Annotated in this window: 22 protein-coding genes and 1 pseudogene; 22 read left to right on the plus strand and 1 reads right to left on the minus strand. The window is 40.8% G+C overall.

Translation table 11 applies throughout. The features are described 5' to 3' along the window. The first annotated feature begins 436 nt into the window (after nt 1–436). The 15 genes and pseudogenes from BVH04_RS08755 (at nt 437) to BVH04_RS08830 (ending at nt 15,964) form a co-directional block, all read left to right on the plus strand. Nucleotides 437–1,579, plus strand: coding sequence for a DUF4221 family protein (locus BVH04_RS08755; RefSeq protein WP_086541094.1), 1,143 nt, complete (start codon nt 437–439; stop codon nt 1,577–1,579). 4 nt (nt 1,580–1,583) lie between these two features. Further along, nucleotides 1,584–2,729, plus strand: coding sequence for a DUF4221 family protein (locus tag BVH04_RS08760; protein WP_169714392.1), 1,146 nt, complete (start codon nt 1,584–1,586; stop codon nt 2,727–2,729). Between the two features lie 4 nt (nt 2,730–2,733). Then, nucleotides 2,734–3,873, plus strand: coding sequence for a DUF4221 family protein (locus BVH04_RS08765; protein ID WP_169714393.1), 1,140 nt, complete (start codon nt 2,734–2,736; stop codon nt 3,871–3,873). Between the two features lie 4 nt (nt 3,874–3,877). Continuing rightward, nucleotides 3,878–4,048 carry a hypothetical protein gene (locus BVH04_RS25425; protein ID WP_169714394.1) on the plus strand — a complete coding sequence of 57 codons (171 nt, stop codon included), beginning with the start codon at nt 3,878–3,880 and terminating at the stop codon, nt 4,046–4,048. A gap of 17 nt (nt 4,049–4,065) precedes the next feature. After that, nucleotides 4,066–5,214, plus strand: coding sequence for a DUF4221 family protein (locus BVH04_RS08770; protein ID WP_169714395.1), 1,149 nt, complete (start codon nt 4,066–4,068; stop codon nt 5,212–5,214). Nucleotides 5,215–5,218: 4 nt separating this feature from the next. Next, nucleotides 5,219–6,358, plus strand: coding sequence for a DUF4221 family protein (locus BVH04_RS08775; protein WP_169714396.1), 1,140 nt, complete (start codon nt 5,219–5,221; stop codon nt 6,356–6,358). A 6-nt stretch (nt 6,359–6,364) separates the two neighbouring features. Then, complete coding sequence (locus BVH04_RS08780) at nt 6,365–7,516, plus strand: DUF4221 family protein (protein ID WP_086541099.1); 1,152 nt, start codon at nt 6,365–6,367, stop codon at nt 7,514–7,516. 4 nt (nt 7,517–7,520) lie between these two features. Further along, nucleotides 7,521–8,636: a DUF4221 family protein gene (locus BVH04_RS08785; RefSeq protein ID WP_169714397.1), complete on the plus strand. Its 1,116-nt coding sequence runs from the start codon at nt 7,521–7,523 to the stop codon at nt 8,634–8,636. A 6-nt stretch (nt 8,637–8,642) separates the two neighbouring features. Continuing rightward, nucleotides 8,643–9,818 carry a DUF4221 family protein gene (locus BVH04_RS08790; protein ID WP_086541101.1) on the plus strand — a complete coding sequence of 392 codons (1,176 nt, stop codon included), beginning with the start codon at nt 8,643–8,645 and terminating at the stop codon, nt 9,816–9,818. After that, nucleotides 9,811–10,968 (plus strand): DUF4221 domain-containing protein, encoded by a 1,158-nt coding sequence (locus tag BVH04_RS08795; RefSeq protein WP_086541102.1) that lies wholly within the window; start codon nt 9,811–9,813, stop codon nt 10,966–10,968. The genes BVH04_RS08790 and BVH04_RS08795 overlap by 8 nt, the downstream gene beginning before the upstream one ends. Further along, nucleotides 10,958–12,101, plus strand: a pseudogene (locus BVH04_RS26480) (DUF4221 family protein). Before BVH04_RS08795 ends, BVH04_RS26480 begins: the two are co-directional and overlap by 11 nt. After that, on the plus strand, nt 12,094–13,239 hold the full coding sequence (locus tag BVH04_RS08810; protein ID WP_169714398.1) for a DUF4221 family protein: 1,146 nt from the start codon (nt 12,094–12,096) through the stop codon (nt 13,237–13,239). Before BVH04_RS26480 ends, BVH04_RS08810 begins: the two are co-directional and overlap by 8 nt. A 178-nt stretch (nt 13,240–13,417) precedes the next feature. Then, a complete protein-coding gene (locus tag BVH04_RS08815; protein WP_086541106.1) occupies nt 13,418–14,590 on the plus strand; it encodes a DUF4221 family protein in 1,173 nt (390 codons plus the stop codon). Nucleotides 14,591–14,910: 320 nt separating this feature from the next. Next, nucleotides 14,911–15,525 (plus strand): cytochrome c oxidase subunit 3, encoded by a 615-nt coding sequence (locus tag BVH04_RS08825; RefSeq protein WP_086541108.1) that lies wholly within the window; start codon nt 14,911–14,913, stop codon nt 15,523–15,525. Between the two features lie 4 nt (nt 15,526–15,529). After that, nucleotides 15,530–15,964: an SRPBCC family protein gene (locus BVH04_RS08830; RefSeq protein ID WP_086541109.1), complete on the plus strand. Its 435-nt coding sequence runs from the start codon at nt 15,530–15,532 to the stop codon at nt 15,962–15,964. A gap of 323 nt (nt 15,965–16,287) precedes the next feature. On the opposite strand, the gene BVH04_RS08835 is transcribed toward BVH04_RS08830, so the two are convergent. After that, a complete protein-coding gene (locus BVH04_RS08835) occupies nt 16,288–16,758 on the minus strand; it encodes a Fur family transcriptional regulator (RefSeq protein WP_086541110.1) in 471 nt (156 codons plus the stop codon). 211 nt (nt 16,759–16,969) lie between these two features. On the opposite strand from BVH04_RS08835, the gene BVH04_RS08840 reads away from it, so the two are divergent. From BVH04_RS08840 to mobA, 7 genes are all read left to right on the plus strand, one after another. Continuing rightward, nucleotides 16,970–18,223, plus strand: a complete 1,254-nt coding sequence (locus BVH04_RS08840) for an aspartyl protease family protein (RefSeq protein ID WP_086541111.1) — start codon at nt 16,970–16,972, stop codon at nt 18,221–18,223. Between the two features lie 118 nt (nt 18,224–18,341). After that, nucleotides 18,342–18,932 (plus strand): LemA family protein, encoded by a 591-nt coding sequence (locus BVH04_RS08845; RefSeq protein ID WP_086541112.1) that lies wholly within the window; start codon nt 18,342–18,344, stop codon nt 18,930–18,932. 11 nt (nt 18,933–18,943) lie between these two features. Further along, a complete protein-coding gene (locus tag BVH04_RS08850) occupies nt 18,944–19,381 on the plus strand; it encodes a TPM domain-containing protein (RefSeq protein WP_086541113.1) in 438 nt (145 codons plus the stop codon). Further along, the gene (locus BVH04_RS08855; RefSeq protein ID WP_086541114.1) at nt 19,359–20,174 is read left to right on the plus strand and encodes a TPM domain-containing protein; all 816 of its coding nucleotides are present in this window, start codon (nt 19,359–19,361) and stop codon (nt 20,172–20,174) included. The genes BVH04_RS08850 and BVH04_RS08855 overlap by 23 nt, the downstream gene beginning before the upstream one ends. 774 nt (nt 20,175–20,948) lie before the next feature. Then, a complete protein-coding gene (locus tag BVH04_RS08860; RefSeq protein WP_086541115.1) occupies nt 20,949–22,124 on the plus strand; it encodes a molybdopterin molybdotransferase MoeA in 1,176 nt (391 codons plus the stop codon). Between the two features lies 1 nt (nt 22,125). Beyond that, nucleotides 22,126–22,878, plus strand: coding sequence for a sulfite exporter TauE/SafE family protein (locus BVH04_RS08865; RefSeq protein WP_086541116.1), 753 nt, complete (start codon nt 22,126–22,128; stop codon nt 22,876–22,878). Between the two features lie 3 nt (nt 22,879–22,881). Beyond that, entirely contained in the window at nt 22,882–23,466 is a 585-nt protein-coding gene (mobA, locus tag BVH04_RS08870) for a molybdenum cofactor guanylyltransferase (protein WP_086541117.1), read from the plus strand. The last annotated feature ends 9 nt before the right edge of the window (nt 23,467–23,475 follow it).

The following is a 23,475-nucleotide window of genomic DNA, read 5'->3' on the forward strand; positions in this document are numbered from 1 at the left end:
AAGCAGCAGAGTCAACAAATGGTAAAAGCATCCTTGGTATTATTAGCCAGCTCCGAAGGAGCCTAACTATTCATGACCCTGTACGAAGTGCAGGGTTAAAGATTTGTTGATTTTCCTGAGCCCCGAATGGGGTGATACTTACTTGTCACACCTATTCTAAGAGAATGCAGATTTTATTTTTGATGAAATTGAAGGAAACCTCCCTGCAATCCTAAGAGATTTGAAAGTGCTAATCAAGTCTCCTTGATCTAGAATTACTGATTGAAAATCCTGTGATAGGAACTAAGGATTGCAAATCCCGAGCAGCAAAAAGCAAGTGGAGACAAAGGAGAATGTTTATTTTATTGCTACCCGCTCTGAATTTTTTGATTTTTTAACTTTCTAGCATCGGTATTATAGTACAGTTTCTTTAGTTTTATAGCTAAAGCAACTGTTTATGAAGAGATTGATTTTTTATTCAGCTCTATTATTTTCGCTGTATTCTTGCGAAACTAAAAAGAACTCCGAAACTTCCTCCAATGCTACTAACTCACTCGAAAACTTTTCCCTTTCCGTGGACACCGTCCAGGTTGATGTGGGTGAGGAGCTTTTTAATCCCGGAAACTATTACCACCAAGATTTCAATACCGATCTGTCCAAAGGCTATTTCTTTTATCCCGAAAATGAAATCCATGAGATCGATCTCAATAGCCTGAAGCTGGTGGAAAGGCATGTGTTCGAAGAAGACGGGCCTGACGCCATCCCTGATTACCTTAATTACATGCAGATGCTTCCCAATGAGGAAGTTTTCTTCGCCAACTATTCCCAAACAGGCATATATAAAATGACAGGAGAAAAGGTGAACGGCTACAAACTGCAGCCAGAAAATATTGATGGCATACCCAATGACGCGGGCTATTCTCTGACGAATTCCATTCACATCTGTCCAGATAAATCCACTATCCTCAGCCTGCCAAATACCTTTGGAGAACCTATCGAAGGTCTTGCGGTAATCAATACCAATGAAATGAGTGCGAAAATCCTAGATCTTCCAGCACTTGCGCTATCAAGCAATTTCCAAATCGTCTTCAGGGAAGGAAATGGAGCCATGGCTTCGGGGGATTACCAGAGAATCCAGTTCCTAAATGACAAATTCCTGATCTACAGTGGTGCCACGGCAGAAATTTATTCCTACGATTGGAAGACTGATTCTCTGCAACTTCACAGTTTTCCACATCAGGTTGTTCCGCTTACCAAAACTGGTGAAGTCACCAAAAATATGGATTCTAGGGAAAGCTATCGGGCAGCGGCCAGAGAGCTGACCAAGCAGATTTCCTATGGACAGTTTTATTGGGATGAGACCCGGAAATCCTATTTCCGAATGGGGTCCATGAACTATCAATACAACGACGAGGGCAAGTTTATCAAAGCCGATATCTACCTATTTTCTTATGACAAAGAATTGAATCTGACCGGTGAAACGGAGGTGGACAGGTTGACTACTATGCCTTATGGCAGTTTTATGAAAGATGGCAAACTTTATAGGAGATGGGTGCAGGACGAAAATCCGGCATTTGTCGTGTACACATTTAACTTTTAAACCCATGAAAAAACTACTGACGATTTCACTTCTCGCCTTACTTTCTGCCTGTGGGGGCAAAGAATCTGCAACCTCTGAATCGGGGAATATTCTGGAAAACCTGACTTTCTCAGTCGATACGCTAGTGGTCGATGCTAAAAACGAGATCATCAACTTGTCCTCCGGAGCATTTTATTCTTCAGTTTCGCTTGATTTGAATTCCTATTATTATTTCGAACGCGACCAAGCCCTTCTCAATGAAATAGATCTGGATAAACTTGAATTGGTAGGAAAACACGCCTTTTCCAAGGAAGGTCCGAATTCAATCGGCTTTAATCCCCCCTCAATCTATGCCCTAAAAAATGAGCGGTTTTTATTTGTATCTCCCTTAATAAATGTCGCTACTTATTTTAAGAATGGTGAAAAGGAGAAAAACTTAAAATTCAACTTTCGCGAAATAGAAGGTTTAAATGTGGATGAGGAAGGGTTGATTACAAATCAAGCGATTCTATCCCACGATGAGAAATACCTATTTGCATTGGCTAAATCAAATCCTTCTTCTTCAGAGGTCCAGGTGATGGTTATTGACCACCAATCCAAAACTGGAAGAACCATTTCTTTGCCTAGAATGGTAGAGACCTTGAAATTTTCGGTAAGGTATAGTACGCCTGATCTCTACATGTATATAGGTGAACGCGTTCATCTTCAAATCCTAAATGAAAAATTATTTATCACCAGCACCGCATACACTGATATTTATGTGTATGACTATCTAAAAAATTCTCTTCAATTGGTTGAATTCCCGCACAGATTGGTTCTACCGAGGCAAGCGGCGGATATTAAAAATGAAGTCAACGATGAGAAAGAATTTGAAGCCGAGGGTGCCAAAATCTTATATCAAACAGGTTATGAGAAGTTTTTATGGGATGATCAGCGACAGCAATATTTCAGAATCGGAAGAAAGAAAATTCAAAATGAAAATAAAGTCTTGGAGGAGAGGTTCGACATATTTCTTTTTACCTACGACTCTTATTTAAATCTACTCGTTGAAACTCAGCTAGATGATTTAAATCAACTTCCTCAAAAACCATTCTTCAAAGACGGTAAGCTCTACTCCTATGTCAATGAGGAGGATGAGCTCGGCTTTGCAGTATTTACATTTAACTATTAAACTCATGAAAAAACTACTGACGATTTCAATTCTCGCCTTACTATCCGCCTGCGGAGGCAAAGAATCTGACACCTCTGAATCGGGTAATATTCTGGAAAACCTCACTTATACTTTGGATACGCTTGTGGTGGATCCGGGTGAGGAAATTATCGACCTTTCAGGAGGATTGAGACTTTCTAGCCTTTCTGATGACAAGAAGAAACTATATATGTTTACCCAGAAGGCCCATCAAATTGCTGTGATCAATCTAGACAGATTAGAGCTCGAAGAGTTTCTGACCTTCGAAGTGGAAGGTCCCAATGGGATAGGTCAATATGTCGGAACCATGCAGCTGCTGGATGGTGAAAAATTTTTACTATCGAGTTTCCAGACTTCTGGGATATTTGATAGAAATGGGATCAAAACGCAAGACCTCAAGCTTAAACCACAGGATTACTCAGGAGTGGAGGTTGAAGGCGAAGCTCCGATGAACTATAAACTGACCCAGTCTGCGGATGGCAAGCGGCTTTTCTCACTTCCTGGAGATTTTATGGAAGGATCAAGAGATTTGGCCATTTTGGATCCTAGTAATAAATCAGGAAAGGTAGAAGATATACCAGCAATGGATAAGGCTGCAGAATTTAGAATTCTTCTTCAAAGTACTGACATGATGTCTATTTATGTGGAAGATGTCAACCTACAAGAATTCGATGGCCAGCTTTACATCAGCACTTCAGCAACGTCTGACATTTACCGCTATAACTATCAGCTTGATTCGTTGCAGCTTTTTCATTTCCCACATCAGTTAGTGCCACCAGCCAAAACGGGTACGATCAAAAACAAAGTTTCTTCTGAAGAAGAATGGAGGGCCGAAATGGAAAAAGCATCAAGCCAGGTTGGATTTGAGAAAATGATGTGGGATGACAGCAGCAAGCATTTCTTCAGATTCGGTAGAAAAATGCTTCCAAAAGCAGATGAAGAAGCTCCTGCAAAAGCTGAAGTCTATCTATTTACATACGATGCTGATTTGAAGTTGATCGGTGAAAAACTTTTGGAAGATTTAGATCAAGTTCCTTCCTCTCCCTTCTTCAAAGACGGCAAACTTTGGTCTTATGTCAATGTCGAAGACGAGCTGGGCTTTGCAGTATTCACTTTTAACTATTAAACCCATGAAAAAACTACTCACGATTTCAATTCTCGCCTTATTATCTGCCTGCGCAGGCAAAGAATCTGACACCTCTGAATCGGGTAATATTCTATTAAATCTCTCCTTTTCTGTGGATACTGTATGGCTTCACCGTTATGGAGGAAGATCCCGGATTCATCATTATCAATTTTGATTTTTGAAACCCACATCATGAAAAAACTACTACCTCTTCTATTACTTATCGTCCTTGCTTCCTGCGGTGAAAGTGGAAGTTCTCAGAAATCTGAATCGGGTAATATTCTCGAAAACCTCACTTATTCAATTGATACTGTGGTCGTCGATCCCGGCGAAGAAATCATAAATCTTTCCAACGGCCTTCGCTTATCCGATGTCTCTCAAGACAGGAGTCAAATGTATATTTTTAGTGAGGAAGAGGCCAAACTATCCGTAATCGATCTAGACTTGCTCCAATTAAAGGGGAAAATCCCTTTTGAAAAAGAGGGGCCAAACGGTGTGGGAAATTACCTCTGGCAAATAAGCGCAATTTCAGAAGGCAGTTTGCTAATAGGCACTTTTCAAGATGCCGCTATTTTTGATTTCAAAGGCCAAAAGTTGCAGGATATCAGATTGGATAAGGAGGATGTAAAGGGTATCGCCGAAAGCAAAGAACTGCAAAACAACAATCTGAGAGTGAGCCATGATCTGGAGCGATATTACACCTTGCCTGGATCAGTTTTCAGTACGGAAAATAAAATGGAACTGGCAGTGATCGATCGCAAAAGTCTGGATGGAAAGCTGATGACACTACCTGCACTGGAGATCAATTTAGACTTTACGCTAACGCTAACCAGTAAGGAAATTATCAATGTACAGGCTGAGGACATTTTCCTATTGGATCAAAACGGCAAATTTTACATTAGCTCAAGTGCTACAAGCGATCTCTACGCATATGATCCGAAGGCAGATTCTTTGCAACTCTATTCCTTTCCAATCCAGTCCATCCCTAGGTCAAAAACTGATCCTCCCGGTCAAAGGAAGTTGACGGATGTGGATGTTTGGAATGCAGAAATTGAAAAGATAAATACCCAAATCAGATATGGCCCTTTGCTCTGGGATGATAGCAGGCAGTATTTTTTCAGAATTGCCAGTATAAGGAAGTCTAATGCTGATCCAGAGATCAAAGCCAAAAATGATGTGTTTTTGCTGGCTTTTGACAAGGATATGAATTTACTGGGAGAGACACAGCTAGAAGAATTAATAGTCACACCTTCCTTTCCTTTCTTCAAAGATGGCAAACTATACTCTTATGTCAATGTGGAGGATGAGCTGGGCTTTGCGGTGTTCACTTTTAACTTTTAAACCCATGAAAAAACTACTGACGATTTCACTTCTCGCCTTATTATCTGCCTGTGGAGGCCAAGAGTCTGAATCCACTGAAGCTAAAAATATTCTGGAAAACCTTACTTATTCAGTAGATACAGTAATGGTAGATGCAGGAGATGATCTCTTTAATTTATCTTTTGGCATACGCTCTCTGGATCTCAGTGAAGATGGGAAGCGCTTGTTTTACTTCGAGAATATGCCTCCAAAGCTTCTTCAAGTTGATTTGGAATCAAAAAAATTGCTTGGAAAAAAAGCATTTGAGGTAGAAGGACCAAATGGTATTGGAAGTTTTGTAGCAAAAATCGATGTAGGTCCCGATGGAAAACTTTTTTTAATGGGAAATACCGGATTAGGAATCTTTGACCAAAGTGGAACTAAGGTCAAAGATTTAAAAATTGAGCCTGAAGGAATAGATTCTGAATTGGCAAAAAACTTTTTCAGCCTATACGGCAATTCTTTTTATGATTGGGAAAATCAAAAAATTTATGCTTGGCCATTGGACGAAGGCTCTGAAACATTGGGTCTGATTAGCATTGATCTACAAACTAAAACTGCCAAGATTATTGATACTCCAGAAATGGAAATCGTCAAAAAATACTCTATCCTATCCGAGGATAATGGATCATTTCAGGCCTCAGCCCAAAGAGTTTATTTATCAAAACATGATGAAAAAATTTTAATTGCCTGTTCTGCTATGGGAGACCTATATGAGTATGATCCACAAACTGACAATCTCAAGTTTATTGAAATCAATCATCAATTAGTTCCAAACCGGCTATCTGGCGAGGTCACCAATCAGCTGCATTCAAGTGGGGATTTCCTAAAAGAAATGGCAAGAATCAACTCCCAGATTATCTACCAAGATCCTAAATGGGACAAAAGTAGAAATCTGTTTTCTCGATTAGCAATGAAAGTATTACCGGGAAATAATCCCGATGAACCCAACAAATATGAATATTACCTCTTGGCTTACGATCAGAATTTCAATCTACTTGGTGAATCAAAATTGGAATTAAAAGATAGGATTGATTATTCCTTTTTCTGGAAAGACGGCAAGCTCTATTCCTATGTCAATGTCGAGGACGTGCTCGGCTTCGCGGTATTCACATTTGATTTTTAACCAACTATGAAAAAGCTACTGGCGATTTCACTTCTTGCCTTAATTGCTTCCTGTGACGGTAAAGATTCCGAATCTACTGAAACTAAAAATATCCTTGAGAATCTGACATACTCAGTGGATACGGTGATAGTAGATGCGGGCGATGACTTTTTTGTTATCCCCTACGGACTTGGACGTACTGGGTTCACTCAGGACAAAGGGAGATTAGTGTTTTTTGAAAATGACCCGTTGAAACTCACCCAAGTAGATTTGAATGAATTGAAATTGATCAGCAAAACAGAATTTCAGAAAGAAGGTCCTAACGGCATTGGCCCCTACATCTCAGATTTTCAAATTGGTCCAAATGACGAACTAGCAATCCAGAGCTATGTCAGTTATGCCAAATTCAACATCGCAGGAGAAATAACCGAAAATCTAAAAGTGGTCCCAGAGGGTATAGATTCGGAACTGGCAAATGACTACCAAAAATTATATCAACGAGCAGTTTATGATTTTCAAAAAAATCAGATTTACACGCAGCCTTACAGAGAAGGTAACGCGGAAAAGGAGCTTTTTATAATAGTCCCCCAAAGCAAAAAAGTAACCTCACTGCCAATCCCAGAGATGAAATCTGTCAGCGATTTTAGTAGAACCTACTTGACAAAATCTGGCGAAAACACGATGATTAACTTTTTTGGTGTAAGTGACTTTATAGAAAAAGAAAACGGGTTCGTGTTGATTTCCGCAGCTCCTATGAGCGGTTTTTACCGATTGGATCCTGCGAAGGATAGTGTTGAATTCATAGATATCCAGCACCAGACCGTGCCCAATGAGTGGAATATCACAGTAATGAAAGAATATAACGATGAAGCCACATTTCAGGAAGACAGTAGAAAAGTATATAAGCAGCTGAATTACATGGCCATCAAATGGGACGAAACGCGGGAAATGTACTTGAGACTTGGCCTAAAGACCTATTTTGGTGAAAGCCGTGAAGATCCCTCCACTTTTGAGGTTTACCTATTTGCATACGATGAGGATTTCAATGTGCTGGGTGAGACCAAGATCGAAGGAATAGAGGCAGTCCCTTCCGGTTACTTCTGGAAGGACGGTAAGCTCTGGTCTTCTGTCAATGTGGCCGATGAGCTGGGATTTGCGGTGTTCACTTTTGATTTTTAGACCCATGAAAAAACTACTCACGATTTCAATTGTCGCCTTACTCTCTGCTTGTGGCAATAACGATTTCGAATCCGCTGAAGCTAGGAATATCCTTGAAGACCTATCTATTACTATCGATACCGTGATGATAGATTCAAGAGGGAAAATCCTGGACATGAGAAGAGGCTATTCCGAATCCTCGATTTCCGAAGACAGAAAGTATGTCTTTCTATACAATTCACATTCATACCAGATTCAGCAGATCAATTTGGATAAGTTAGTCTGGGAAAAAGATTATGACTTTGAGGTAGAAGGGCCAAATGGAATCAGCACCATGGTTTTTTCGACACGATACCTAGGCGAGGATCAGTTTCTGATCACTTCCTACCGCAGGCTGGGAATTTTTGATGCCTCAGGGAGCAAGGATAAAGAACTCTCGATTTCATCGCTTCCTATATCATCGGATTTGGATGAGTTGGATTATGGGATTATCCTTTCCAAGGATCAAAAAAGTCTCTTTTCAATTCCCGGAACTCGTTTTATGGGTTCCCGATCCTTTGCACGGGTCGATTTGGAAAGTTTTGAAATCAAAGAGTTTTCGATTCCTGAGCTAGATTGGATCACTGACCTTAAAGTAGTTTATATGGGGGGCTATTCTTTTCAGGAGACTTTACATCTCCATGAGCTGAATAATCAGATTCTGATTTCAAGCCCTGCTTCGGCTGCTTTTTATCGCTATGATCAGGAGACTGATTCTTTGACCTATCATTCTTTTGTTCACAAGTTAAGTCCGGTAGCAAATGATATCCAACTCAAGTGGCAAGTAGAATCAATCGAGGAATATAGTGAGGAAATGGGTCGTTTCTTTGGAGGGATGTTTTTCGGGCCATTGATTTGGGATGAAAAAAGGGAGCTCTATTTCCGTTTTTCCAGAAAACCAACTGAGATGGACAGTCTACAACAAATTATTTCCAGTGAAATATTTCTACATGCCTATGACCAAAAGTTCACTTTGATTGGCGAATCCTTACTACCTATTTTTAATAGGCCAACCAATCCCTTCTTCAAAGACGGAAAGCTCTGGAGCTATGTCAATGTGGACGATGAGCTGGGATTTGCAGTATTCACTTTTGATTTTTAAAAAATTATGAAAAAAACTAGCCTAGTATTCCTATTAATTTTGGCGGCTTTAGCCAGTTGTGCTTCAAAAGAAAGCGCTGAGAATACTCAGGTAGAAGCAATCAATTTCACCTATGAAATCGACACAGTTCATATAGCTGCCAAGGATGAGTTTCTATTTCTGAATATGGGGCTTTACATGTCAGATTACGATCCCAAAACCGATCTTTTGTATAACCTCAATCCGGAAACCAGCCGGATGGAAGTGATCAATATGCATAAGGGTGAATTGCAGGAACTGATCCAGTACGATCAGGATGGACCAAATGCAGTCAAAGAAATGTTCACCTCGGGAATCAAAATCACAGAATCAGGCGAGAAGTGGTTTACAGACTATCGATCTATTATCCATCTCAATGCAGCGGATGAGAAAATCGGAGAGTTTCGCGTCAACAATGAAAGTTTTTCGGGAGATACACTTCCGGACAAAATGAATATTGGCGGCATGGGAAAAATCACCCGCTCAGGGCAAAACTTCGTCAGTCACTATGGAGATTATCTCCGCGATGGCGATGGACTTCAAGGTTTGGCTGTGCTTGATCTTAAGATGCGCACGAAGAGATTAATCCCGTTGGACGTATTCCATTCACTCGACAAGTACGAATTGTCTTCTCCAGATGGTGAGCGGGCTGGTGCTAGAGCTGGAGAACGGAGTTTTATTTCATTGACTGATGAGGAAGTTATACATTCAAATTCCGCTCAAAATCGGCTTCTTACTATTAATCTATCCTCTGGAGAACAGCGAGAAGTGAAACTTACAAGTGATCTTCTACCTGATGAAAAACCCGGACTTTATCCCAAGAAGGCCAATTCTGTAGCGCAGTTTGAGGAATTCTACGAGCTGAAAAAGCAGGAAGTGACTTTCGGACCTTGGATTTACGATGGGGAGCGAGAATATTATTGGAGGATCAGTCGGGAGAAAAATGGGGGATCGGTAGCCAATCCTGAGTTCGCCTTTGTGATTACCGTCTTGGACAAGAACTTGAATCAACTTGCAGAAACCAAACTCGTCGATGGTGATGCACTCCCTTTTGATGGACTTCCTTCCCTTAGCTTTTGCCGCAAAGGCAACCTGTATATGTTTTTGAATATCGATGATGAACTGGCCTTTGTAAGGCTTAAACCAACTATTTCTTATGAATAAATACGTATTAGTTCCTTTTGTACTTGTACTAATCAGCTGCTCTTCAAATAATGGATCAGATGAAAATTCCACAGCTGACATTGATTTCTCTTATTCCATTGATACCGTTATGGTGGACCCTGGAGACCATTTCTTTTTCCTAAACTGGGGCTTGGGGATCGCTGATATCACCGAAGATGGAAAGTTACTCTACAATCTCAACCCCCAAACACTTCTCCTGGAGGTGGTAGATCTGGATGCTTTGACTCTGAAAGAAACCATACAGCTGGAAAAAGAAGGTCCAAATGGTGTGGGTGGAGGTTTTATCTCCAGGCTTCAGGTAATCGGAAATGGAAACCTGATGCTTTTTGATTTCAATAGAATTGTGGAAATAAGTCCTAAAGGTGAGTTGTTGAAGAAATATGAGTTTGATCCAACTACTTTGACCGGGTATGCGTTCGGCGAAACAGATAAGGTGAGTTATATGGGGACTTTTTCGCCTGACGGGAAAATCTATATTGGTCAAATGGAAGACGAGGATTTCAAATCCCCAGCCAAAGGACTGGCAGTGATCACTATCGAAAACATGGAAGTGAAATTTGTACCTACCGACGCCATATCAAAGCTGGACGAGTTTCGGATTATGTTGGAAATGAAAACAGAAGGAGGAACATCCAGCATGTCCATGGGGGAGTCGGCCTATATGAAGTTTATAGAGGGGCAATTGGTGCTGAGTAATACTGCCATGAATGAGATCTTCCTTTATGACGTCACTACAGATAGCTTGATTCATAAGACGTATGCAGCAAATCTCACTGGAAATGAGCGGATCAAAAACTTTCCGTCACAAGTAGATACTCGAGAGGCACTTTTTGCAGCATCTAAAGAAAAAATGAAGCAAGTCCGATTTGGGCCGATGTACCACCAGAAGGAGGAAAGTCTGATTTGGAGATTTAGCAGTGATATGGATAGAATGATTGCGGATTCGGTGGTGACCAAAGATGTGGTTACACTTTTTGATACCGACTATAATATGCTTACGGAGCAGACTTTAGAGAATTTTACCAATTCAAACAGCCGATTCTTTAAAGATGGAATGCTTTATAGTTTTATCAATATCGACGACGAGATGGCTTTCGTAAGACTAAAACCAACATTTGATGACGAATAAATACCTAATACTTCTACTGCTTGCTGCAGGTTTGAATTCGTGTAGCAAGCCTTTTGAGAATACTGAGCAACGCAGTTTCTCCGTTTCTTTGGATACCGTTCGCGTTGATTCCGGGGATGAAATTCTTTTTTTGCAATACTTCTTGAATGTTTCTACGCTAGATCCTTCACAGAAATTTCTATACAATATGAATGTGATGGAACAAATCCTGGAGAAAATAAATCAGAAGACCTTGAGCCTTGATTCACTTATTCAACTAGAAAAAGAAGGTCCAAATGGGATTGGTTTCCCTTCCGAAGTGATAGCTCTGGATGATGGAGGATTTCTTTTTTCCAATAACTATACGCTGAACTACTTGGATGCCAACTTGCAAAAGACAAAGCAAATCACACTGGCAAGAGAGGAATTTATCACAGAAATACTCCCTCCGAGTAAAACCATCAATATACAATCTCAGGGGATTTCCACAGATGGAAGGTTTCTAGCAGGATTATACGACGACTCTGGAATTGGGCAAAAACCGGATGGGATTGTCTGGATAGACTTGGAGAAGGAATCGGGGAAAATAATTTCAACTAATGCACTTGATTTCATCACTGAAAACAACTTAGTCCTAGAAATAGACGGACAGGTAAGAGGTGGATATTCTGGTGCCGTATTTTTTGAGTCGAGTGAGGAAAAATTATTTTTCTCCTAGCTCCAAAAACATGCTTATGATTTACGATTTGGCTCAGGATTCCTTGATCACCAAAAAATATGAGAGCAAACTTACCAGTAATGAGCAAGTGCCAGGGAAATTGAAAACTGTATCTGATCCGAATGAATTCAATAAATTGAGAGGGGAGAATCTCAAAAAAGTCAATTTTGGTCCATGGGAATTAGATCAAAAGACAGGTTATCGTTGGAGGTTTTCAAAGGAACTGGACCGGGTCGTCGGGGAAGATAGTCTTATTTTCAAAACTGTAGTAACGGCAATTGATCAAGACTTTGAACTACTTGGCGAGGCTCAGCTCCCGGCAGAATTTGTGTTCCCTTATAGCTTCCGAATTCGGGACGGGATGCCTTACGTGTTCCTGAATATCGATGATGAACTGGCTTTTATACGCATTAAACCAAACTTTACTGATGAATAAGAACATACTTTTACTCCTCTTACTAGCTCTTGCCAGCTGCTCTTCGGATAAATCCTCCGACGGCAAAAACGAGGATTTCCGATTCTCTTATCAGCTGGACACAGTCCTTGTGGATTCCAAAGGCGTACTCTTTTTCCTTAATCAAGGTCTGATGGGAGCCAGCCTATCTCCGGATTCTAACAAACTTTTCACGTACAATGAGCCCATGACCAGACTGGATATTGTGGATCTCGAAAAGTTAGAATTTTTGGATTCAATACCATTGGAAAAGGAAGGACCGAATGGAATTGGTCCGAGGGGAATTTTGCGTACCCATGTTACGGATTTGGGAGACTACTATTTTTCAGTATATGGGGGCATCAAAGAGTTTGACACGGAAGGAAAGGTAAAAAGAGCGTTCAATTGGACCAAAGATGAAGAGATCCTAAATCAACTGGAAAATGGAGAATTAGTATTTTTCAACGATATAATTTCTTCCGACGGAGCCACTTATTTTGGAATGTACACAGCTTCTCATATTCCAGGTAAGCCTCAGCAAGACGGAATAGTACTAATGGATCTGAACACCAAAAAGTTACAGCTGATAGATATTCCAGCACTAAAAGCACTACAGGATTACCAGATTCAGCTTGAAATGAATGGACGTACTTCCTTCGCGGGGGATCAAACTTTTCTACTAGTGAATGGCTCCAAAATTTTGATTTCGCAGGGACCTGTAAATGGTGTCTCAGTTTATGATTTGGATCGAGATTCTTTGAAAGTTTATTCTTATGAAACTGAGTTATTACCGGCACGAAATCCTGGGGACTATACCAGAAAAGTTGGAAGTGTGGAAGAGTTTCAGGTGGCTTGGGACTTAAAATCCAAAGAACCGCACTTTGGTGATTTTATGTATGATGCTGAGCACAACCTATATTATAGGGTCAGTCATATAAGTGAGCTTAAATCAGATGGAGAATTAGAGTGGAATGGTGTTCTTTCCATTTTCGATGAGGACTTCAATTTGCTTCATGAAGAGGATGGTTTGGGCAATTACCATGGGGAGAAGTTTTTAAGAAATGGAAAAATCTACCGATTTATAAATTTTGATGACGAAATGGCTTTTGAGGTCTTAACACCTAAATATGACTATGAATAGAAATATTTTACTGGATATAATATCAGCATACTTTTAATACATGGGTCATCAGTCGTGCGGAGATTAGGAATGTTATTCTCCGCAAAAACGCGGGAAAAAAATATGCAAGTCTCTTAAACACAATATGAACAGTGCCAATAAGTTGGCTTTATGGATTTTTGAACCTACTTTTTAGAACATGAAACTTCACGGTTCCGCAATTCTTTTTCTCCTTCTTATCTCCTGCGAGGAAAAAACTGTAGAGGTACAACTTCCGACGGCCAATGTAACTCCCGATTTTAATTACGTCCTGGATACGGTTCATGTAGATGCAGGCGAGGAGCAGATTTATTTGGACATGGATCTTAACATGTCCGATTATGCTGTAAATGAAGGGCTTTTGTACAATCTGACCCCCGAATCCGGCCGTGTAGAAGTAATCAATATGGAAAGCCTTACCCTTGATAGTGTCATCAACTACAAACTGCGTGGGCCAAATAGTGTCAAACAGTATTTCCCTTTCGGAATCAAGAAAACCCTCTTTGGAGACACCTTTTTCAAAGAATATCGGGTGATCCACAAGCTCAATTCGGCAGGTAAGAAAATCGATTCCTACGAACTTATCAACAGAGAACTGTCTGGAGATCGCTTGCCCTTTGACACAGAGATAGACGGTTTGGGAGAAATTTCGTCTGATGGAGCCTATTTGGCCAGTTTCTATGGCAATTTCAAAGTAGGAGGCATTGTAATGGGTATAGCAAAGATAAATCTGTTGGACAAATCTGTGAAGCTTATTCCCATTGACTTTTGGGATCAACTGAAGGAATATACCATCACAGTGGACTATGATATTGGCAGGAGAAACAGTTCTCCGGAATTGAAGTTCTTGCTGCTAAATGGTCCTGACATTATCCTATCTACCTCAGCGAGCAATGAATTGTGGTATTACGATTCTGAAAGTGACTCTGTAATTCATAAGTCCTTTCATAGTAACCTTACTGCCAATCAGAAATCAGGAAAATATCGACAAGACATCACTGATCAGCGGCTCTATATGTACTGGGTCAAGCGCAAAAATGATGAGGTAGTTTTCGGCCCGCTGGTCAAGGATCATAAGGCTCAGCGATTCTATCGGTATAGCCGTGAGTTGGATAGTAGCGATCCGCAGAAACCAAAGTATGTGTTTGTATTAACTGTTTTTGACGAAAAACTCGATCAGATCCATGAGCAAAAGCTTCAAAGCAGTATTCCGATTATGGGTAAATATTTCGAAGGAAAGACATTTGTACATAATGGCTCGATCTATTCATTTTTGAAACAACCAAATGAACTGGCTTTTATCCGGCTGAAGCCAAGCTTTGAAAATGAGTAGAGGCTTTTCGCCGATATTTGTGTCACTACATTGCCGATGTTCGTTTCATTACATTGCCGATGTTCGTGCCTGCCTTGACGGCAATCAGCTCTTTACACATATCAATAGTCCGTTTCTGAGATACGCCCCGGCGCACAGGCATGAACAGAGGTAGCGATGACTCCACCCTTGTTGGTGTCATCACAAACATCAAGTTTCCGTTCGTGAGACACGAACCGATGCAACATTCCGAACTGAAGTAAATAAGTACTTCAAGCCATAAAACAAAAGTTGTTTTACAATTTTCTGAACCTTCGCCCCATTTGAATGTTTTCAGAATAATGACTAAGTACAAACAACAGCTCACTCTGTTTCAGCGGATTGAAAATCTTCATCCGTACGAAACTATGCTCTATTTAGGAATGCTGGGGAGTGGACTTATATTTTTGTTCCTGACCTTTGCATTTCTCTTTTCTGCCCGAAATCTCCTTTCAGGAATGAATCAGACTGTTCCGACAGCCTTTCTTATTTCTACGTTCCTGCTGATAGTCAGCGGATTTTCGGCTACCTCTATCAGACTTGCCTATCAGGAAGAAAATACTGAAAAGCTATTAGGATCACTTAAAATTACAGTTGTATTGGGATTGATATTCACAATACTGCAAGTCGTAGGATGGTATGAATTAGATGCAAAAGGCATTGAGTTCACTGGCATTCCGAGTGGGAGTTTTTTATACGTACTGAGTGGCATTCATATTTTCCACCTTCTTGGCGCAATGATTTTCGCGCTGATTCTATATTTCCAGCTAGCCAAAGGCAGCAATGATGTCGTCCACAAGTTACTTTTTCACACCAACCCTTTTGAAAAGATGAGGCTACGCTTATTTACCTTTTATTGGCATTTTATGGATGGTATCTGGTTGATTCTCTTTCTTTTATTTGTAATTAGTTTCTGAAAAAATGAAAATCAATCTATCTACTAAGGTCAATCAAAACTACCTATCGGTAAAAAATGGGTTTGACGAGACACTCTTCACCAAGCTTAGCCCGCCATTTCCTCCCGTGAAATTAGCGCGGTTTGATGGATCTGAAATTGGCGATTTGGTTTCGCTGGAATTGAATTTTTTGCTTTTCAAGCAGCAGTGGACCAGCGAAATCACGGAAAGTAAAACTACCGATGCTGAATACTATTTTGTGGATGAAGGGGTAAAGCTCCCTTTTTTCCTAAAAAAATGGAGGCATAAACATCGGATTATAAATCTTGGAGATCAGGCGGAAATCAAGGATGAAGTGGAATTTTCAGGACCTTTTGGCTTGGCTACTTTACTACTGTACCCAGCGATTTACTTGCAGTTCTTGTACCGCAAACCTATCTACAGGAGGATTTTTTCTTAAATGAAAGATTTAACCGCGGAGAGCACGGAGTTTTTCACGGAGAATGCAGTCGAGTAGCGAGTAGAAATTACTAAACCGCCGATTTTCTTTCCTCTCTTGCCGGGATGCAGGTCTTCACGGACATAAGAAGCTAACATCTGAGTTTTAAGCATGATCAGAGAATCTAACGTTTTCGTTGCTGCGATACCTCAAGGTGCACAGGCACGAAAGGCGGCGAAGGCAGTCTGGAGACTGCATTTATTAAGTTAAATTATGAAGATACAAGCGAACCCACTTTGCTCTCTGCGAAATCTTAGCGTTCTCGGCGGTTAAAAATAACCTCCTTAAATCTCTTGTAAGTTTTCGCAGTTTTCAATTTCACAATCTCCATAAAGTACAAGTGCGTGGCTAGTGATAGCTGACTGAAAGGATTTACCTACAATTTCTTTAATCTCATTGATTTTGGGATCAGAAAATTCCCTGATTTTGCGGCACTGATTACACACATGGTGATCATGGTGCTTATAGGTGAGCGCTTGTTCGTAAAGTGCTACCTTGTCTTTGAACTGGTGTTTTACGGCCAAACCGCTTTCCACCAATAAGTCAAGGGTATTGTAAATTGTCGCTCGACTGATGGTATATCCCTTATTTCTCATGCTGAGAAATAGTCCCTCCACGTCCATATGCTCATCTTCTGGAAGAGAGTAAAGTTCGTCTATTACCGAAAATCTTTCAGGTGTTTTCCTGCTTCCTTGTTTTGAAAGAAAGTTTTCAAAGATTTTTTTAGCCTTTTCTATCAGGGCCTTGTCTGCCATGGGTTTAAAATAATTTAAAATAAAGATGAGTCATAATCCATTTTTTGTCAAACATGACCAAGGAATCGCTGTAATTTGGTTTCAATCTAATTAAAACTAATTCCATTAAATCCGTAAACAGAATTAATGAAACTGCTTGTTTTTGTAAGAATCCTTCTAATTTTCATAAAACAGAGTAACTTATTTGTGACATCCGGGTTTTCGTTTATCTATGTATAAAGGCATATCGCTTTTCCTTGCTTTTCTCCTCGCTTCGCATGTTCTGTGCCTAGCCCAAGTGCCTGGATTTTTCATGAAGGAAGAAAAGAGGAAAGTCACTATTCCTTTCCTTGCTTCAAATAGTTTGATCATCATTCCGGTTTCAATCAATGGAAATACGCCAATAAATTTTCTGGTTGATACAGGAGTACGCTCTAATATTTTATTTAGTAAAAAACTTGGTGATGCTTTGGAGCTGGAATATACCCGGAGAATTAAGCTGGTGGGAGCAGATGGTACGGACGACATAATGGCTTCAGTCTCTCCGATAAATCACTTTGACCTGGGACCGGTAGAGGGCATATTCCAAAGTTTACTTGTATTGGAGCAGGAATTCCTAGAGCTGGAGTCTGTCATCGGAGTTCCCGTATATGGGATTATTGGCTACGAATTTTTCAAATACAATCCAGTAAAAATCAATTATGATAATGGGGAAATTGATTTTTATAAGTCTTCAGAATTGAAGTGGAAGCCACTTTTTTACAAAGAACTAGAAATGACCATTTTTGATAATAAACCGTATATCACTACTACAGTGAGACAAAAAGATGGCTCATTCTTATATCCTAAGTTACTTATAGACACTGGTGCGAACCATGGATTATTACTGAATCGAGAAACTACAGATGCCATTACTATGCCTCCACTTTTTATCGAATCAGCCTTGGGGCAAAGTCTAGGAGGTGTTTTGTATGGCTACATTGGCCGAATCGATTACATGAAATTTGCAGATTTCAAATTGGATGAAGTGCTAACTTCCTACCCTGAGGAAACACCGTTCAGCTATGTTATAAAAGATTCTGGTCGTTTTGGTAGCTTGGGAGCTGAGGTATTAGGAAGGACCAAGCTTATTTTTGATTATCCTCGAAGTCGCTTGTTAGTGCGAAAAGCCGCAAATTTTTACAATCCTTTCGAATATGATATGAGCGGAATGGCATTGAAAAAGATCCCCAACGATGATAACAGAATATATGTCTCTGAAATTCGTCCGGGATCTCCGGCACAGCGTGCAGGGGTACAGGCTTTCGATGAAATCCTTACTTTAAACCTGGTTCCTACTTTCATCTGGGAACTTGGCGAAATCAATAAACTCTTAAGATCTGAGGCTGGAAAGCAGATTACAATTGAAATCCGTCGATACGAAGGAGATGATCTAACCAAGTATGAAGACCACACATTCACTTTCAGCCTTAAAAAGCAGATTTAGCCTTCTTTTAGGTTGTGTTAAGATAAAAGCGGTAATTTTGAGTGAAGGAAGGGGAAATTATCCAACCTCCTATTCTTAAATACGTGAGTAATCAAGTTGTAAAAATCAATCATAAAACATGAAAAAATTCCTTATTCCTATTCTGATTTTATTGGTCGTGGGTGTTTTTATCTACACCAAGGCCGTAGGGACCTATAATACTTTTGTGCAAACAGAAGAAGTGATCAATGGCCAATGGGCCGAAGTAGAGACACAATATCAACGTCGCTCTGACTTGATTCCAAACTTGGTAAGCACAGTGAAAGGCTATGCGGAATTTGAGCAAGAGACCTTGACTGGCGTGATCGAAGCGCGAGCAAAAGCAACTTCAGTAAATGTAGATGCATCCAATCTTACACCTGAGAAATTAGCTGAATTCCAAGGAGCACAAGATCAACTATCCGGAGCTTTAGGCAGATTGTTGGTAAGCGTAGAGCGCTATCCTGAGCTAAAAGCAAATCAAAACTTCCTCGAGCTACAAGCTCAGCTGGAAGGCACCGAAAACAGAATCGCCGTAGCCAGACGTAATTTTAATCAGTCCGTTCAGGCTTACAATTCAAATCTTCGAACTTTCCCTAACAACATCTTTGCGGGTTGGTACGGGTTTGAGCAGAAAGGCTACTTCGAGGCAGCCGAAGGATCCGAAAATGCACCTACTGTTCAGTTTTAATAAATACCATCATGTCTGAGAAATTATTCTCAACAGCAGACCGGGAAACTATAATCGAAGCGATTCGGTCTGCTGAAGTTTCTACCTCTGGAGAAATTCAAGTTCATATAGAAAGTCGCTGCAAAGGCGAAGTACTCGATAGAGCCGTGAAGGTGTTTGACACCCTCAAAATGCATCAGACTAAAGATCGAAACGGCGTACTATTCTATCTTGCCGTAGTCGATAAGCGCTTTGCTATTTTAGGCGACAAAGGCATAAACGAGGTGGTTCCAGATGATTTCTGGGAAAAAATAAAAGAACACATGTCCGGCTTATTCAAGCAGGGTCAATTTACACAAGGTCTGATCGATGGTATTCACCAAGCCGGCGAGCAACTAGGAAAGCATTTCCCTTATCAGGGTGATTCAGACATAAACGAACTTCCTGATGAGATTTCTTTTGGATCATAAGATCCACCCCCTTTTATTGATTTTATTTCTTTTCAGTCTAGGCCTTCAGGCTCAGGACTTTCCTCCTGCGCCCAATCCGCCAAAGCTGGTGAATGATTTCACCAACACACTTACAGCGGCTGAGGCAGCGCAATTGGAAAGCAAATTGGTTGCTTACAATGACAGTACATCGACTCAGATTGCGATAGTAATGATGACATCAGTCGGTCAATACGATATTTCTGATTATGCTTTTCGCCTAGGCCAAGCTTGGGGAATTGGTGGAGGAGATAATGACAATGGTATCTTGATTCTTGCCGCTATGGACGATCGTAAAGTTTTCATTGCGACTGGCTATGGTATGGAAGGGGCTGTTCCTGATGCTTTGGCAAAACGTATTGTGGAAAACTTGATCCTTCCCAATTTTAGAAAGGAAACCTACTATGAAGGTCTCAATGAGGCTACAGATATGATTTTCAAACTCGCTTCAGGAGAGTATACAGCTGAAGACGTAGAATCAAAAGGCAATAGTGGCGGGGCAATCTTCATGATTCTGTTCTTCATTTTCATCTTTGTGGTTGTTCCTCTTCTGAGAAATAAGAATGACAATAATAATCACATGGGCGGACGAGGCGGAGGAGTTGGTCTCTGGACTACGATTATGCTGGCAGGTATGCTTGGCGGCGGTGGTCGTGGATCTTCCGGAGGCGGATTCGGCGGCGGCGGATTTGGCGGCGGTGGAGGTGGAGGCGGCGGCTTCGGAGGTTTCGGAGGTGGTGGCTTCGGAGGCGGTGGAGCCGGCGGTAGCTGGTAAGAATGTTGGAAGTTTGATGACCGATGACCAATGAAGAAGTAACCTTATCTCGAATCAGGTATCAGTAAAGCGATCTGACTGTAAGAGGTAAGAAGTAAGGGGTGTTAAGTAAAATAATAATGCGACAAGGCTACATGCTAGCTTTAAACAAAACCTATTTTAGTTTTTTTGTAAAATACATAGAGCACCTTCATTCGGAGGTGCTTTTTTTTTTACCGCTGAGAGCAGGGAGCTTTTCACAGAGGCAGCTATTCGGTGTCAAGATATCCGACTTCATTTAAAAGTGGAATAACTAGTATGTCAGACGTTCTGGGCGATGGTTAGACTGAGCAGCTTGCCCGCCGGGGCGGGAAGTAGAAGTCTTTGAAGTATTAAGTCTTCTTAAATAGAATGCAAGCTCAGCATACGAAGTTCTCGTGAAAAAACCGGTCAGATAAGCCGAAACATCATATAAATTTTGGGGAAAGTAATAGGGCTAAAGGCCCTAAATACCTTAACCCAACTCGATAGGGTTGGGAAATAAAAGGAATGATCAGAATAGAAAAGCGCTGAAAGAGCGAAATAGTACTTTCATAATCAATATTGAAATACTAATTTACGAATGGTGGTTCAACCCCGATGGCTGGATCACACTTAGACCCAGATCAATGCAGTCTCCAGACCATCATTGCATTGAAGAATAACAATATTTTATTGCGAACCTAAAATAAATACGTAGAAAAGTAAGTATTTATACGTAATTTTTTATAAGTTCAGCCAAGATTCCACAACAAGATGATCTCAGTTTCTAAAGCTTTAGACCTAATTAAATCTCACAGTAGCCAGTTGCCAACCGTGAAAATGCCACTAAGAGATTCTTATGGATGTTTTTTGGCAGAAGAAGTTTTGGCTCCGATCAGCTTACCTTCCTTCCGGCAATCTGCTATGGATGGGTATGCTTTTCGAAGTGGGGAGATCAGCGAATTGGAAGTTGTCGGCGAATGCAAGGCAGGTGATGCACTAGAGTTTGAGCTTCTAGAAAATCAAGCGGTGCGAATCTTTACAGGTGCACGCGTTCCGGATCGAGCGGATACAGTCATCATCCAAGAGCATGTGGAAGCAGGTGGAAGCAAAATATCTATTCTTCAACTACCGGAAAAATATGCCAATGTGCGGAAAGTCGGCGAGCAAGTACAGGCAGGTGATCACGTGTTACCGGCCGGAACAAAAATCAATGAGTCCATAATTGGCTTTTTGGCCAGCTTTGGAATCACCGAGGTTTTAGTCTTTAACAAACCCAAAATTACGCTTATCGTAACCGGAAATGAGCTTCAGGAGCCTGGAAGTCACCTGAAGCCCGGATGCATTTATGAAAGCAATGCGATTATGCTTGAGTCTGCACTGAAGTCAAGAGGATTTGACTCAGTTCGGCTTTTAAAGGTTGAGGATGATTTGGAGTCAACCAAAAAAGTAATTGCCACTGGTCTTGAGAGTGATCTATTGCTGATCTCAGGTGGTATCTCTGTTGGTGATTACGACTTTGTCAATGAGTCCTTGCAGGCAAATGGCGTTCGGGAGATTTTCTACAAAGTGAATCAAAAGCCAGGCAAACCCCTTTGGTTTGGTAAAAAAGAAAGTACGCTAGTTTTTGCCTTGCCTGGGAATCCATCTTCCTCACTTACATGCTTCCTGATTTATGCACTTTCTGCGCTGAAAATCATGTCAGGAAACACAAATTTTAACCTGGATTTTCAATCGGGTATACTCAAGCATCGCACATTTAATAAGTTTGGAAAGACTGTTTTTCTTTTGGGAACAGAGAAAAATGGGGAAATTGAAATCTTCGAAAAGCAAGCTTCCAGTATGCTTATTTCGTACGCCTTAGGGAATGCGTTGGTGATGATTCCTGAGCAATTGGAAATACTCGAAGCGGGTGAATCTGTGCAGTTCCTTCCAATAAACAGAAATTAAGATGATCGATTTCCACGATCCCGTTTTCATAGTTGTCTTTTCCGCGGTTTTGGCGGTGGTTGCCTTTATGTATGCAAGCGTAGGCCATGGAGGTGCGAGTGGCTATCTCGCGATGATGGCTTTGGTGGGAGTTCCGCTGCTGGTGATGAAGCCCACAGCTTTGATTCTAAATATTTTCGTAGCGGGGATTTCCTTTGTGTTCTTTCGTCAAGCCCAGCATTTCCGCTGGAAATTATTCTATCCTTTTGCTATCACGTCCATTCCGGCAGCTTTTGCCGGTGGCATGATTACAATCAATCCCACGCTGTACAAGCAGATTCTTGGCGTATTTCTTCTGATAGCCATTTTGAGAATTTTGGGTGTTTTTGGCAAAACAAATCAAGATCAGAACGAGCCAGTGAAAACTACCTTGGCCTTATTGATTGGTTTGGGAATTGGTTTTTTCTCAGGAATGATCGGCATAGGTGGCGGTATTATACTCAGCCCGGTGATTTTATTGCTACGCTGGGGAAATATGAAAGAAGCAGCGGCAGTTTCGGCATTGTTCATTTGGGTCAATTCTGTTTCCGGAGCATTGGGCTTCGTTCTCGGTGGGGGGGAGATTCCCATGGAAGCCAGTTTTCTAATTCCTGCAGCGGTGATTGGAGGCACTTTTGGCGCGATTTACGGAAGTAAAAGGTTCTCAAATGTGACGTTAAAATACATTCTTTCCATCGTGCTTTTTATCGCTTTTATAAAATTAATGACTGTTTAGACTATGGAAAATCATATAAATATATCGGCCTACATTCTCTGCGGAGGGAAAAGTGTGCGCATGCAGTCTGAAAAAGGTTTGGTTCTTTACAAAGGAAAACCCTTTATCCGCTGGATTATTGAGGCCATTATGCCGATCACTTCTAATATCATCTTGGTGACTAGCAACGGAGATTATACCATGGTAGGTGTGCCGATGATAGAAGATACTTTTGCCGACAAAGGACCTGTTGGCGGAATTTATACAGCACTGAAGCATAGCATGTCCGCGCAAAATCTGATCCTTAGCTGCGATGTGCCAAAAATTACAACCAAATTGTTGCGCGATCTGACAGATGAATCGGAGAATAAGGATGCTCCTGTTACTTTTCTCAGTGATGGAAAAAATGATTATCCACTTATCGGAGTTTATAATAAAGAAGCCTTAGAAATCTTCGCTGAAGCAATATCAGCGGATAAATTAAAGCTATGCTCTCTGGTGAATATGATCTCACATCAAAAAATCATCATCAATTCTGCCCAGAAATCACTTGTTCAGAACATCAATAGTAAAGCGGAATTACTTGCACTCAACCTAATCGACCAATGAAATCGAACA

It is taken from the genome of Algoriphagus antarcticus (assembly GCF_002150685.1).
Lineage (GTDB): Bacteria > Bacteroidota > Bacteroidia > Cytophagales > Cyclobacteriaceae > Algoriphagus > Algoriphagus antarcticus.

Excerpts from the sequence above, each read along its gene's own strand:
- BVH04_RS08780 (WP_086541099.1), top strand. The coding sequence starts at position 6,365 with ATGAAAAAGCTACTGGCGATTTCACTTCTTGCCTTAATTGCTTCCTGT.
- BVH04_RS08795 (WP_086541102.1), top strand. The coding sequence starts at position 9,811 with ATGAATAAATACGTATTAGTTCCTTTTGTACTTGTACTAATCAGCTGC.
- BVH04_RS08775 (WP_169714396.1), top strand. The coding sequence starts at position 5,219 with ATGAAAAAACTACTGACGATTTCACTTCTCGCCTTATTATCTGCCTGT.
- BVH04_RS08770 (WP_169714395.1), top strand. The coding sequence starts at position 4,066 with ATGAAAAAACTACTACCTCTTCTATTACTTATCGTCCTTGCTTCCTGC.
- mobA (WP_086541117.1), top strand. The coding sequence starts at position 22,882 with ATGGAAAATCATATAAATATATCGGCCTACATTCTCTGCGGAGGGAAA.
- BVH04_RS08865 (WP_086541116.1), top strand. The coding sequence starts at position 22,126 with ATGATCGATTTCCACGATCCCGTTTTCATAGTTGTCTTTTCCGCGGTT.
- BVH04_RS08860 (WP_086541115.1), top strand. The coding sequence starts at position 20,949 with ATGATCTCAGTTTCTAAAGCTTTAGACCTAATTAAATCTCACAGTAGC.
- BVH04_RS08855 (WP_086541114.1), top strand. The coding sequence starts at position 19,359 with ATGAGATTTCTTTTGGATCATAAGATCCACCCCCTTTTATTGATTTTA.
- BVH04_RS08790 (WP_086541101.1), top strand. The coding sequence starts at position 8,643 with ATGAAAAAAACTAGCCTAGTATTCCTATTAATTTTGGCGGCTTTAGCC.
- BVH04_RS08765 (WP_169714393.1), top strand. The coding sequence starts at position 2,734 with ATGAAAAAACTACTGACGATTTCAATTCTCGCCTTACTATCCGCCTGC.
- BVH04_RS08785 (WP_169714397.1), top strand. The coding sequence starts at position 7,521 with ATGAAAAAACTACTCACGATTTCAATTGTCGCCTTACTCTCTGCTTGT.
- BVH04_RS08810 (WP_169714398.1), top strand. The coding sequence starts at position 12,094 with ATGAATAAGAACATACTTTTACTCCTCTTACTAGCTCTTGCCAGCTGC.
- BVH04_RS08835 (WP_086541110.1), bottom strand. The coding sequence starts at position 16,758 with ATGGCAGACAAGGCCCTGATAGAAAAGGCTAAAAAAATCTTTGAAAAC.
- BVH04_RS08850 (WP_086541113.1), top strand. The coding sequence starts at position 18,944 with ATGTCTGAGAAATTATTCTCAACAGCAGACCGGGAAACTATAATCGAA.
- BVH04_RS08845 (WP_086541112.1), top strand. The coding sequence starts at position 18,342 with ATGAAAAAATTCCTTATTCCTATTCTGATTTTATTGGTCGTGGGTGTT.
- BVH04_RS08755 (WP_086541094.1), top strand. The coding sequence starts at position 437 with ATGAAGAGATTGATTTTTTATTCAGCTCTATTATTTTCGCTGTATTCT.
- BVH04_RS08840 (WP_086541111.1), top strand. The coding sequence starts at position 16,970 with ATGTATAAAGGCATATCGCTTTTCCTTGCTTTTCTCCTCGCTTCGCAT.
- BVH04_RS08825 (WP_086541108.1), top strand. The coding sequence starts at position 14,911 with ATGACTAAGTACAAACAACAGCTCACTCTGTTTCAGCGGATTGAAAAT.
- BVH04_RS08760 (WP_169714392.1), top strand. The coding sequence starts at position 1,584 with ATGAAAAAACTACTGACGATTTCACTTCTCGCCTTACTTTCTGCCTGT.
- BVH04_RS08830 (WP_086541109.1), top strand. The coding sequence starts at position 15,530 with ATGAAAATCAATCTATCTACTAAGGTCAATCAAAACTACCTATCGGTA.
- BVH04_RS08815 (WP_086541106.1), top strand. The coding sequence starts at position 13,418 with ATGAAACTTCACGGTTCCGCAATTCTTTTTCTCCTTCTTATCTCCTGC.
- BVH04_RS25425 (WP_169714394.1), top strand. The coding sequence starts at position 3,878 with ATGAAAAAACTACTCACGATTTCAATTCTCGCCTTATTATCTGCCTGC.